Source organism: Pseudobutyrivibrio ruminis HUN009 (assembly GCF_000703005.1).
GTDB lineage: Bacteria > Bacillota > Clostridia > Lachnospirales > Lachnospiraceae > Pseudobutyrivibrio > Pseudobutyrivibrio ruminis_A.
Window position 1 is genome coordinate 644,819 of record NZ_JNLH01000001.1, and the last position, 12,793, is coordinate 657,611.

A 12,793-nucleotide genomic window follows, 5' to 3' on the forward strand; every position below is an offset into this window, starting at 1 on the left:
CTAAATGTTTAAATTATCCTATGAGTCTGTAGGCATCAAGCTCTGAGGTTACTTATGAGATTATTCTATGAGCCTGTAGTTCACAAACTCTGATAATTCTTAAGCGAGACATGTCGTCGAGCGAAGAATTCATCAGGTTTGTGAACGTAACAGGCGTACTAGGCTAGCCAACATCTACATATTGTGAATAATCTGAAAATATTTCTAAATCTATGGGGTTTTCAAATAGTTTGACTTATGGTATTATGATAGTAACTATAAATATCGAAATCTTTGCCCTGGCGTAGACAAAGGATTGTCGATGACTCAAATTTCAAGGAAGAAAGGAGGGGCGTCTTATGGCACGCATTGATGCTGCGTATAATTATTTCATGACGACCTATGGTAATAACATAGGATCACGCTACGAATCTCATAAGAAAAGCGAACTACGCGACACTTACAACAGAATAGTTAAAGCGAACAAAGAAGCTCCTCTGTACAAGATAAATGATTCTGAGGACATCGGTCAGTTTGCCATTGATATTAAAGAGCACGCCAATGCTATGACTCTTTCAGTATCTAATCTGACATCTGCTGGCGATGATATTTCTTCCGTTTTAGAGAAACGAATTGCATCTTCATCCGATCCAAATTCTGTTGATGTGCTTTACGTTGGCGATAGTGCGGATGGTGCTGAGGATTTCACAATCGAAGTAGATGCTCTTGCAAAGCCTCAGGTGAACACTGGTAATTTCCTGCTTTCGGAAGGACATGATTTCGAGGAAGGCCAGTACTCATTTGATTTGGACATTAGAAATCACTCATATGAGTTCCAATTCAATGTAAATAAGAACGAAACCAATCTTACCGTTCAGAATAAGATTGTGCGTTTGCTTAATACTTCCGATGTAGGTTTAAGTGCAAAGTTGCTTTCAAATGACAGAGCCGGAAGCAAGGCTATACAGATTGTTTCCAAATCTACAGGCGTCGCAGATGACGAAAACACATTGTTTAATATTTCATCATCAATCTCATGGAGAGAGCTGAACATCCTTGGAATTGACAATGTTACACAGCAGCCTTCCAATTCAGATTTCAAGCTGAATGGGGTTTCGCATCAGTCATTGTCCAATACATTTACGGTAAACAAGACCTATGAGCTTGTTTTAAAGAAACCATCCAATGGCGAAGTAAGCATCGGTCTTATGAACGATACTGAAGCTCTTTCAAATGGCATTACACAGCTGCTGGATAGCTATAACGGAATGTTGGACATCGGATTAAAATATAATAATGCTCATCAGAATCGTACTCTGTTCAACGAGATTTCATCTATTGCAAAGAACCAGGCAGCTCAATTGCAGGCTGTTGGTATTGAAAGCGATGAGATGCAGCATTTGTACTTAGACAAAGATGTTCTATCCGATGCAATTAATAGCGATAATAAAGAAACAGCTTTTGAAACTCTTAACAACCTTAAGAACTCCGTTTCAAAAGCCGCATCAAAGGCCTCTATCAATCCGATGAATTACGTAGATAAATCGATTGTAGAGTACAAGAATCCTGGAAAGACTCTTAGCGCACCATATGCGTCAAGCGCTTACTCTGGTATGATGATGAATTACGGATTATAAAAAGCACTGGTTTCCCAGTGCTTTTTGTGTTATCCCCTGTTACATTCACAAGCCTTAGTGTTTCTCAATTCGACAACACGTCTCATTTGAGAAACCTAAGAGCTTTTGAATTACAGGGGATTTTTCATATCTGTTCTAGCATTTCCTTGATTCTAGCTTCGTAAGTGCAGTTCGTTCTTACATACTCACGGCCAGCTGCTGCAATACGTTCTCGCTCGCTATCATGCTTTAGATAGAAGTCTACTTTTTCGTATAGGTCTTCATTGTTGTAATACCAAACCAGATGCTTTTCATTTTCAAAGAACATTGGCAGCTCCGCCTGGAAATTTGTTAGGCAAAAACCACCAGCTCCTAAAATATCGTAAACACGAAGCGGCACTCCGCTTTTGATATTTGGGATGGTCATGTTTAGATTGATTTTGGACTGGTTAAATACCTTTGGCATCTCGCTCCAATAATCGACGCTGCCCTTATAGTTTACTCGGAGCAAATCCCTGGTAAATGAGTTGGTGTAGATGCTAACGTCATGGTGCTTTGATAGGTCGATAAGGATACGTCTACGCTGCTTTTCAGCGATTTTGAAGCCAAGGGTTGTTACCGAAAAAATTAGGTTTAAATCTGAAAGCGAATCCTCAGATTTTTCCAATTCAAAATAGTTTTCAAGCTCCATGAGAATCTCTGGTGTAAGCATTCTGTCGATGATATTCACGCCCATCAAATCCCGCTGAGCCTCCATGGTTGCCTCGAAATATCCGCGAAGATAATCGGGCAATGTGTATTCCATTTTGTCGTAGGAATTCTTTTCGTAGAGTGAGCCTACGAAGCTGATTTCGTTTTTGTAGGCCTCCAAATCTGTGGAGTTACCAAACAGGTAATCAAGTCTATTGCAATCTACGGCTAGTGGAAGATGGTAGACATGCTCCACTCCCATGCCACGGAATTCCTCTACATTTGTCAGGTCAAACAGGAAAATGCGGTTCACATCGTTGAAAACTGACTTGTGATACATGGAAATCAGAGGGTTATCGCAGCTCCAGCAAACATAGCGGAGGCCCTGCTCTTGGCACACGTTTGAAATCAGCGGAAAGTAATTTACAGTAAAGAAAAAATCATAATTGCCGGCCTGAATTAGACCTCTAAGCTTTTCTGCAAACTCTTCATCCACATCATAATTAAGGAGGTCCTGATAAACCTCCTCAACCTCATAGCCTAGCACCTCAAATGTGTGCTTTATATCTTTGTAATTGTATGCTTTCCAGCGATACATCAAAATCTTCATATTGTTCTCATACCTCTAGCCCTGTAGTCCGCTAGTTACGCCTACAAGCCTACTGATTTCTCCGTTCGATAACATATCTCACTTGAGAAATAGTAGAGCTTGCTGTCTACTAGCTCATCTAAATATGTAAACTCTCAATACCCTACGAGCCCGTCCTATATATGTAATGATTCCACGCCGAACGACGATTGTAAGATATCCACCAGTTGGCGGTAGGTGGCTACGGCTTCGTCGCTGCGACCGGCTGTGTCAAGCTCGGCGATTTGAGCCAGAATGGTTTCCTCCAGCTTATACATTTCGTTGAATTTATCTGGATCGTTACGCTTAGCGTCACGAATCTTTATGCGCATAGTATACAGGCGCGACAGCTCACCAAGTGCCCCTGTCATGGCTGGTCTGAATCCAAAAAGATTCTTGAGAATTTTTAGGCTGGCGGTCACATCCACATCTGCCTCACCAATAAACTGCTGCAAGCCCTGGCCCAGCTTTGTAGAGTGGTTCAATGGCTTGTCATCATCCTCTTCAAGTAACCAGCTGTCATGCATCTGTTGCCAAGTCAATGTCATGTTGCCATAATTTGCGAGGGCTTCAATAAGCTCATCATACCTATCCCAATATTCGATTTCTGCAAACTGCTTTTCCAGTATGCGAATGTCGATATATAGGCGAATTTCCTTCTCACCATCAGTGTTTTTGAAGGCCGCCGCTATGTTTTCAAGCTCCTGCTCGCTGATATTTGGTGCCAATTTATCAATCTGATTTTCAATCATATCCCTGAAGCCAGATGAGGTAAAGAATTTATTTAGTACGTCTCTTATTTCCTTCTTATAACCTACTTCTGAGCTTTTCTTAAGCAGCATTACGATAAATCCACGGTTCAGACGAACAATCTTTGACTCCCAGGCTATTTTTCTATAATAGCGTGTCAACGGACCGTAATCATTGTTATCAAGGCCTATGGTCATGATATAACAATAAATCATATTGTTTTTTGTGGTATCAAATGTATCAGAGGAGAATAATCCTCCTTGGATATACATCGCCACTTTATCATGAGCGAGCTTTTCACACATCTTCAAATAGTAATTGCAGGCCGCCAGGCACTTATCGTTATCATGCTTTATAAAATAAGCTGCTGCTGCATAAAAAGCCAAGCATGCTAGTGGCACTTCCATTATGGTTGGATTTGCCGCCTCTTTTTCATACAAGGCAATCATCTCATCATCTTTCTCCTCCTGATGGAGAGCTATTGCCATTCCGCACACAAAACTGCCTCTATAGCGCAAATCCTCGGTGTCATTTTTCTCAAATGATTGTTTTACCGCATTCTCACATACATCAAACATCTCATCATATTGCTTAATGGCTTTCAGCTCCTGCGCAAGCTGATATGGCCAGCGGAGATTATCCGGATCCTCCTCCATCATCTCTTTAATCAATGGGATGTTTCGCATAGAATGCTTTATATTGTCTTCTTCCGTTTCATATACATAGCCAAAATGCGCCGCATAGGCTTCCATAAACATAGCATTTCCTGATGCCGGCAAAATATATTCATGTATTTTTCCTTCAAAGTGAGTTTCTGGTGTTACCAAGCACATACGACACACTTCTATATCTTGGTATTCCTTACCTTCAAAATCGAGATAATTATGCTGGAAATATCCGCCGATATTGTAGTTTGTGCAATCTGGCTGTTGAAAAAATTCGATGATGTATTTGCAGTCTAGGAACCACTCATCATCATCGATATACAAGAACATTTTGCCGTTGGCCTGATCCAACTGGAAGTTTCTAGCCTTAGCAAAATCATTGCACCATTCAAATTCAAAAACTTCATCTGCATATTTCTCAATAACCGCTCTAGTTTCAGGGCTGCAGCCTGTGTCCACAACCTGAATTTCTGAATCTATTACCTCTCTGATTGGCATCAAAGACTTGAGGCAGCGCTCAGTTGTATCTGGTCTGCCACAGCAAAGAAGGGATATTGTAAGCAATTTAGTTTTTGGTTTATTGTTCATATATTGTTCCACCCTTTAATCACTAAAAGGCTCGTCATTTGACGAGCCTTACTTTATTAATATTAATATGTTCCAATTACAAGTGGTCGGTACATTTCCTCTCCTTCCACGAGGCCTTCAACCTTGCCCAGGCAACTATCAATCAAGCGATTGATTTCTTTGCTAACAATGAGTTTTTCGCCAGGTGCTTCAACCAAGCCTCTGAAGTCATATACATCGATACTTCTAATTTCGATTATTCTGTTTTCGATTTCTCTAAGAATCTCACTAAGAACCATTTCGATATCAATTTTATGACTAATAATAAGATTTGTATCTCTAAGGTTCTCACTTATATCGTATATCATATTGCAGTACTTTTCAAACTTTTCAACGATGTCCGAGTAATCCATTCCCATGGATTCCAAGTACTCTCCCAATACTAAGGCTTTTTGCTGACATCCGATGAGCACTTGTAAATCTGCTGCGTCATCGCCTGTACTTCCCTGTGCAAATCTATGGTTTGCTGTGTAAAGCTCCAATACCATTGTTAACATCTTGTTTCTTGTGAAATATGCCATACGCCTTACCTCTATTCTATAAATCCCTCTTTCGAAGGAGTTGCAGTCGATTTTAAAGTTACTATTCAATTTTTCTTTTTAAAATCATCCCCACCCCTATGAAAGAGGTGGGGACATTTTATTTATGGTTTTCAAACCTTAGGTTACTGAAGAAGATTCATAACACCCTGTGTAGCCTGATTTGCCTGAGCAAGCATTGACTGTCCAGCCTGCTGAAGGATGTTGTTCTTTGAGTACTCAACCATCTGGTCAGCCATATCTGTATCACGGATACGAGATTCTGCTGCTTCTGTGTTCTCAACTACGTTGTCGAGGTTCTTGATAGAGTGCTCTAATCTGTTCTGGATAGCACCAAGTTCTGCACGCTGTGCTGAAACTCTCTGGATTGCATCTGCGATAGCGTCGATTGCGTATGTAGCTGCCTTACCAGTTGCATCGGAAACGTTAAGTCCGTTGATACCGATTGACTTAGAGTTCATAGCTTCGATGTTAACGTTGATCTTGTTTGACATTGCAGCGTCAGCACCAACATGAAGGTTAAGTGTAAGAGCGTTCTGTACGTTTACGAAGCCCTTTGTAATAGAGAAGCTGATAGTCTTTGTAGGAGTTGTATCAACACCATTTGTCTGCTCAACTGTTCTTTCTACCCATGTATATGCATTACCAGATTTATCAACATCTGCTGCACCATCTGTTGCACCTACTGAAGAAGCTGCCTTAAGCTCGATAGCTACCATGTTGTAAGCTGCTGATGCTGTGATAAGTGTTGCATTAGCCTTATCAATACCTGAACCATCTGTTGCAAGCTGTGCAAACATTGTTACTTCGTTACCATTATATTTAAGAGTAGATCCTGCAACGATAAGGTTGTTAAGGTATCCGTTTGTTACCTTTGAGTTAGCTACATCTGATGTAGATCCATCAACGATTGTATATGTCTTTCCATCGATTGAAATTGTATCACCAGCTGTTAAGCTCCACTCATTTTTTGTACCTTCTGCACCTTCATCATGCTTATCTTCAAGGTGAAGAGCCTTTGCTGCCTCTTCCTTTGTCTTAGCACCGATTGTGTACTGTGTACCACCGATTGTATATTTCTCACCAGCTTCAAGCGATTCCATTGTAAATGTAGCTCTTGTTGTGTTCTGTACTAATGTACCTTCAAGACCTGCATCATGTGCTGAAATATACATCTTCTTAAGTCCGATATCACCCTTTAATAAGAATGTCTCATTGAACTTTGTTGTAGAAGCGATACGATCGATTTCCTGTGTAAGCTGTGAAATTTCGTTCTGGATATCATCACGATCTGACTCTGAGTTTGTTCCGTTAGCTGCCTGTACTGCTAACTCGTTCATTCTCTGAAGCATGTCGTGAACTTCTGTGAGGGCACCTTCAGCTGTCTGTACTGATGAAACACCGTCAGATGCGTTTGTAGAAGCCTGGGTCAAACCACGAATCTGTTTTCTCATTTTCTCAGAAATTGAAAGTCCAGCTGCATCATCTGCTGCTCTGTTGATTTTATATCCAGATGAAAGCTTCTCTGTACTCTTTGACTGAGAATCAGTTGTAATGTTCAATGTTCTTGAAGCATTAGCTGCCTGCATGTTGTGTTGTACTACCATAATAAATTCCTCCATGAGATTCTGCTAAATCCGTTTAGCATTTAAATCCGTTTTTGTGATAGCCCAACATCCGTGTCTGGCCTGGTTATTAAATTTGATTTTTAAAAAGATTCGAATTCGATTTGTAAGGTAAAGTTTTTGTGTTCAATTGTTCCTTACACCTTATTTATCGTTCTGGGGCAAAAAAACTTTACCCCTTTATGAAAAAAATTTTTATTTTGTTCCAATTTTCTTATTGTTTGTGCAATAGAAAAAAGTCGCTGAGCCCTTGATTTTACTGGGTTTCTGCGACTTTTATTTTTGTTAAAATTTATAACAAAGTTTTTGTAAAATTTGCCATAAAATCTATTATATTCTCATAATTTGCAGGTTAATTGGCGGTGATTAGAGAGGAAATTTGAGATGGATTCAGGGGGTTTTTAGAGATAAATTGTTGCGTGATATTGTATTTTCTCCTTAAGACACTTACCTGTTTGTTCCAATAGTTAAGCGTAATTATCCCACATACTGAAAAAGCTTACTTTTTATTGGAATATTTAAGTGGAATTCTACTGCAGTTGATAAAACACTTATATAGATATGGGTGCTTTATCAATCCCTACAGGAAACACTTAACTATGCCATAGTATAGGATAAGCTTATTTCTGCTTTTCATGAAAACCACTCAACTTCTTTTTATAGTATGTAAATTCCTATAAGTGTTTCTGCTCTTCCGCCTAGATACACTCATCTTTTTCGAAAAAAAGTAAGCTTTATATACCTTTCTTTGAAATGCACTTAACTTTTTACAGAACATGGCATACACATTGTCTCTAACAGATGGCTCACTCTGATAAAAAGTGATCGAGTTAAGTGAATTTGATAATTCCTCATTTTCACTTATATAGAATTCGACAAAAAGTTAAGTGGATTTCAAATCTACTTAATCTCCACTTAAAAGCGTAACTTGCTGTTAAGTTTATATATGATTTATATAATTCCACTTAACTTTTTTGTTTTGATTTGAAGTGAAGTTAAGTTTATTCTACAAAAATAGAAATAAACTTAACCACATATCACATTTTATTAAGTGAAAATCCTAATCTCCATAATAAACTTAACTTTGTCTCAAATCATTTAACTAGTTTTAAGTTTATTTCATTTTTTCTTATATAAACTTAACAGCTCCCTCAGTTTTTAAGTGAAGCCTAAAAATTTGAGATTTTCACTTAACTTTTTCTCTCACCAGGGTGACAGAATAGTCTTAACCAAGTATCTATGCCTATTCTTTTCTCAACCTAGCTTCCTTTGCCAAGCTTCCTCTCCGGAATGAGCTACATTCTTCATTTCAATCAGCTTTAACAGGATGACAGAGTAATCTTAACCAGATATCTATGCCTATTACCACGACAGAAAATGAAATTGTCAGCAAGAATCCTGCTTTGCAGGACAAGAAAATAGATGAATCTATTTTCTTGGTATTTACGATTTCTGTTTTTCTGATGAAAAACAAAAATCTATATTTATTTTTTCTTATCCAAAAAAGCTGGGTCAGCGGTGGTTTGTGGACTCATCATGTGCTTATAGTATGAGCTGACAACATCGCCGGATCTTTTGATTTCACGGGCTTCTTTTTTTACATTTGCGAAGCGTGTTTTGGCGTACTCTTTGTTTCGATATTCTGTAGCCTCTACGTCAGCTGTAAGGTCTGTAACCTTTTTGATGAGCTCCTGCATCAGCTTGATTTCATCTGCATAAGCAGCTCTGTCATCATCAAGGATAGTCTTTACTCTGTTGAACAACTGCTGAAAGCCATCATCAAGCATCACTATTCTATCGATAAGCTCAGCCTTCATGTTCATGTTTTTCTCTAAATCGTCTGGAGTGGAATTAGGATCTTTTAAAATGGCTTCCTGTTCCTTGTTTCTAATAAGAAGAACTCTAAGAATATCTGCCTTCTTTTCCAGCGACTCTCTAAGCATTATTACGTAATCTCTGTTATCCATTGTTCCCTCCTAGACTTTATCTCGAGCGCAAGTGCATAGCTTACCCTCCACATAAAGACAGCCCCTCGTGTGAGGGGCCATCCTTTAACCTGCAATATTTGTTGAAGATCCGTCAAGCTTTTTTCCATTGGCGGTAAGCTTCATTACATCCTTCCAAGTATCGCGCATTGTTCGAAGGTGCTTAAGCACTTCCTCGAGCTGTGCTGCATCCTTGGTGATCATGGCATGTCTCAAGCAGCTCCTAAGATAAGTATACACTGCATGAAAATCCTTTGCCACTGGATATTTTTCATCGAGAGTTAATTCAAACTCTTCGATAATTCTATCTGTCTTTCTTATATTGATGTGCGCTTTTTCAATATCGTGATTCTCGCAAGCTACGATTGCTATGTTACAAAACTTGATTGCTCCTTCATATAGCATCAATGTTAACTCAGCAGGGCTAGCTGTAAGTATTCTGTTTTTTGCGTACGCATCATAACCATTTGTTGGTGTCATAGTATCGCCTCCAAAAATCTAATATTGTATATACTTACTATCAACCACCTAATAGTGATGATATTGAAGAAGAATTGCTTTGTAATGTAGCCAATGCAGACTCCATTGCTGCAAATTTCTTATAATAAGCATCTTCCATGTCCTGAACTCGATCAGTCCATGTTTTAATCAATGAACTGTAGTTTGAGTACTCAGATGCCATTTCCTTGTCATTGTAAACAGTGTAAACAGATTTAACTGCTGTAGATTTCATCTTTTCATCCAGCGACTTGTATAGGCCAGATGTTACCTGCTTCAAGAATTCAATAACTCGGTCTGGGTCTGATGCTAATGCTGCACGAAGTTTTTCTTCATTACCAGATGTCTTGCTGTCTTCAGAGTCGCCATCAATATGGTATGCATAGCCCTCGTTCTTTTCAGCATTTAATGTTCCAAGAGTATGAACACCAAATACGGACCATGATAATTTCTCACCATTTACCTCGTACACCTGCATCATTGACATTGTCATTGCAGAAATGATACCGTTCAAACTTGTATCTCTACGAAGAAGTGAATCCTTAATCTTCTGCTCCCACTTCTCGATTTCTGTCTCAGACATTTCAGCCTTTTCATCATCTGTAAGTGGCTCGTAGTCTTTTGCCGAATCTGCATTGTAAAGCTTCTGCATCTCATTCATCAAGTTGTTATATGAAGTAAGGAAATCCTTCACCTTATCATAGAGAGCATCTGTATCATTTGCAACTGTGACAGATATTTCATCTGGAGTCTTCGCCATCGCCTCAATTGTAAGGCCATTTACAGTAATTGAATTTGTATTGGATGTATAAGTAACGCCGTTTAATTCGATACTTGCATCCTGACCTTTAACTTTTGTTGCAGTCTTCGAATTGTCTACAGTGATATTTCCTGCAGCTACATTCGCTGCCAAATCAACTCGATAGAATACACTCTGTGTTAATTCGAGGTTGTCACTCTGTATCCAGAAATTACTATAGCTTGAATCATACTCTGAGTTTTTCGCGCCAAAGTTCGCCTCAATATATTCTTTCCATTTCTGATTTGTAGGATCAGCCAATGCTTCATCAAGCTGAGCCTGAGCAGCTTCCAGCTTTGCTGCTCTAATTGCAGCTTCTTCAGAATTTGATGTTGGAAGAGCCTTTGCTTCTGCTACAGCAACATAACCATCTCGAATTGCGTTTACTGCTTTCGAAATCTCACGATATGTTGAGTCATTGGACAGATTATATGTTGATTTAGAGTAAATCTGCTTGGCAAGTGCAGACATTTTGTCTTCATCTGCTGCAATATCCGCCCAGTCAATTTCTCCATCTGTTCCATACTTTATAACTGCAATACCTGCATCTGTAGTTTCAGTTTTGTATACTTCATTAGCAAATGTCTTGCTTAAGTATTCCTTAAGAGCTGTAGACTCTTCATCTGTGCTATCAGCTAATCCAGCCAATGTTTCTTTCCACTCAGCCAAGTTCTTTGCGAAGGTATATTCCTTTTTATCTTCATCCTCGCCAACCGTGAATGTAAGTGTTCTTGTGATAGCTGTACTCTTTGTACCAGTAGTATCGTATGTTGCTGAATTGTAAAGCTTAGTTGCCAGGCTAGAAAGATCATCATCAGATATAGTTGCCCAGTCTACTGCACCAAATGCTGTAGCGTTGGCTTCTATATATGTAACAAAACTATCAAATTCTGCCTTTTGCGCATCTGTATAAGTAGCTGCATCATTAGTCTTATAGTCTTTTATGCTTTTCAAAAGACTCTTTGTTTCCGTTAAATCGTAGTAACTTCCATCTGGTGTAAACTCATACAGTTTTTTCGCCAAATTCTTGCTATCAGATGAGTTTGTAATACTTGTAACTTCCTCATCAGACAGCAATCCCAATTTATTCAATGCATTTAGACCCTGCGAGCTGTTTGCTGATATCGAGAAGTCGCCTTCTTCACCAGATGTCTTTGAACTAATGAAGAATCGCTGATTTTTCTCGTCAAAGTTAGCAATAACTCCAGCGTCGTTCAATTTGTTTACAAACTGATTCACTGTCATAGAACTGTCTAGATCAATATTTGTAACCTTATTACCAGTTCTAACAGAAATGCTTGCTTTATCTACTGCACTTTCATTTTTGATACCAAGGGAAATCATAGTTGAATTTCCTTTGACTGTACCATCAAGTTCCGCTCCTGTTATAAATGCAGTCTTTGCAAGCTCTGAAATTTTAAGTGTCTGGGTACCATTAATAGCGGTACCACTGGCTGTTGCTGTAGCCTTAGAAGTATCGCTAACTGTAGTCTTTTTTGCTGAATAGTTTGATGAATAACGCATGTTACCAACGTCAGTATACAAACTATAAACTTTACTATTAAGGGTGCTCCAAGCTTCCTGTTTCCATGAGAGCTTTGTCTGCGCCTTTACATATTTGTCTTTCTTATAACTGTATGCAGATACGAGGGCACCTACAATCGCTTCGGTATCTAAGCCCGAAGCCAAACCAGATAATCTAATAGGCATAACCCTACCTCCTATCTCTTCTCATCGACCATGATTCCCGCAAGCTCCCAAGCCTTTGCAATAAGGTCAAGTGTTTCCTCTGCTGGGAATTCCTTAATGACTTCCTTTGTCCTCTTGTCGACCATCTTAATCATTACGCGATTTGTTCCCTCATGGATACCAAATACAGCCTCCGCATTTCCTTGTGCGGCGTTAATCTTTTCTACAGCTTCTTTTAATGAAGAAGTTGCCTGTTTAGAAGAGTTCTCCTCTTCTTCAAATTCAGGGTGTGTAGAATAATTTCTATTCTCTAATTCAGCAGCTTTGCTTTCTTTTACAGCAGCTGAAAAATCAACTATAGCATTATCTTTTTGCACTGCTTGTGCTGGCGCCGCTTTTGCTGAACTTCCCTGTCCCTGGTAGTTGCTAACTGCACTACTTACTTCGCCTATTTTCATTGTTTTCCTCCTTACGCCCAAGAGAATTTAGTCCCATTCTAAACTCCGTTTGGACAATATACATCCTTGTACCATGGGAAATTATTAGTTTTCTAATTGCTATATCGACCTGTGAGATATTAAAGTTTATAGAGAATTTAAAAATTTTTCTTTTTTCTTAGAAAAAAATGATGATGTTCTGATGTGTGTTTTCAATTGATGGACTTTTGGATAGCCTTTGGGGTGGCTCTTTGATGAGGTTTTTA

9 protein-coding genes are annotated in these 12,793 nt (G+C 39.0%); 1 reads left to right on the forward strand and 8 read right to left on the reverse strand.

The genetic code is table 11. The features are described from left to right. Positions 1-338: 338 nt before the first annotated feature. Entirely contained in the window at positions 339-1,616 is a 1,278-nt protein-coding gene (locus tag BO15_RS0102885; protein WP_033152204.1) for a hypothetical protein, read from the forward strand. 124 nt (positions 1,617-1,740) lie between these two features. Here the strand turns inward: BO15_RS0102885 and BO15_RS0102890 are convergent, their stop codons facing one another. From BO15_RS0102890 to BO15_RS13465, 8 genes are all read right to left on the reverse strand, one after another. Next, entirely contained in the window at positions 1,741-2,895 is a 1,155-nt protein-coding gene (locus BO15_RS0102890) for a CgeB family protein (RefSeq protein WP_033152205.1), read from the reverse strand. 155 nt (positions 2,896-3,050) lie between these two features. After that, positions 3,051-4,916 carry a glycosyltransferase gene (locus tag BO15_RS13020; protein WP_052169740.1) on the reverse strand — a complete coding sequence of 622 codons (1,866 nt, stop codon included), beginning with the start codon at positions 4,914-4,916 and terminating at the stop codon, positions 3,051-3,053. 62 nt (positions 4,917-4,978) lie between these two features. Further along, the gene (locus tag BO15_RS0102900) at positions 4,979-5,476 is read right to left on the reverse strand and encodes a hypothetical protein (protein ID WP_033152206.1); all 498 of its coding nucleotides are present in this window, start codon (positions 5,474-5,476) and stop codon (positions 4,979-4,981) included. A gap of 143 nt (positions 5,477-5,619) precedes the next feature. Further along, positions 5,620-7,101 carry a flagellin gene (locus BO15_RS0102905; protein ID WP_033152208.1) on the reverse strand — a complete coding sequence of 494 codons (1,482 nt, stop codon included), beginning with the start codon at positions 7,099-7,101 and terminating at the stop codon, positions 5,620-5,622. A gap of 1,502 nt (positions 7,102-8,603) precedes the next feature. After that, positions 8,604-9,086, reverse strand: a complete 483-nt coding sequence (locus tag BO15_RS0102910; RefSeq protein ID WP_052169741.1) for a hypothetical protein — start codon at positions 9,084-9,086, stop codon at positions 8,604-8,606. An 84-nt stretch (positions 9,087-9,170) separates the two neighbouring features. Further along, positions 9,171-9,584, reverse strand: coding sequence for a flagellar export chaperone FliS (fliS, locus tag BO15_RS0102915; protein WP_033152210.1), 414 nt, complete (start codon positions 9,582-9,584; stop codon positions 9,171-9,173). A gap of 40 nt (positions 9,585-9,624) precedes the next feature. After that, positions 9,625-12,111 carry a flagellar filament capping protein FliD gene (gene fliD / locus BO15_RS0102920; protein ID WP_033152213.1) on the reverse strand — a complete coding sequence of 829 codons (2,487 nt, stop codon included), beginning with the start codon at positions 12,109-12,111 and terminating at the stop codon, positions 9,625-9,627. An 11-nt stretch (positions 12,112-12,122) separates the two neighbouring features. Beyond that, positions 12,123-12,548 (reverse strand): flagellar protein FlaG, encoded by a 426-nt coding sequence (locus BO15_RS13465; RefSeq protein WP_081828537.1) that lies wholly within the window; start codon positions 12,546-12,548, stop codon positions 12,123-12,125. Positions 12,549-12,793 lie beyond the last annotated feature (245 nt).

Excerpts from the sequence above, each read along its gene's own strand:
- BO15_RS0102905 (WP_033152208.1), bottom strand. The coding sequence starts at position 7,101 with ATGGTAGTACAACACAACATGCAGGCAGCTAATGCTTCAAGAACATTG.
- BO15_RS0102900 (WP_033152206.1), bottom strand. The coding sequence starts at position 5,476 with ATGGCATATTTCACAAGAAACAAGATGTTAACAATGGTATTGGAGCTT.
- BO15_RS13465 (WP_081828537.1), bottom strand. The coding sequence starts at position 12,548 with ATGAAAATAGGCGAAGTAAGTAGTGCAGTTAGCAACTACCAGGGACAG.
- fliS (WP_033152210.1), bottom strand. The coding sequence starts at position 9,584 with ATGACACCAACAAATGGTTATGATGCGTACGCAAAAAACAGAATACTT.
- fliD (WP_033152213.1), bottom strand. The coding sequence starts at position 12,111 with ATGCCTATTAGATTATCTGGTTTGGCTTCGGGCTTAGATACCGAAGCG.
- BO15_RS0102885 (WP_033152204.1), top strand. The coding sequence starts at position 339 with ATGGCACGCATTGATGCTGCGTATAATTATTTCATGACGACCTATGGT.
- BO15_RS13020 (WP_052169740.1), bottom strand. The coding sequence starts at position 4,916 with ATGAACAATAAACCAAAAACTAAATTGCTTACAATATCCCTTCTTTGC.
- BO15_RS0102890 (WP_033152205.1), bottom strand. The coding sequence starts at position 2,895 with ATGAAGATTTTGATGTATCGCTGGAAAGCATACAATTACAAAGATATA.
- BO15_RS0102910 (WP_052169741.1), bottom strand. The coding sequence starts at position 9,086 with ATGGATAACAGAGATTACGTAATAATGCTTAGAGAGTCGCTGGAAAAG.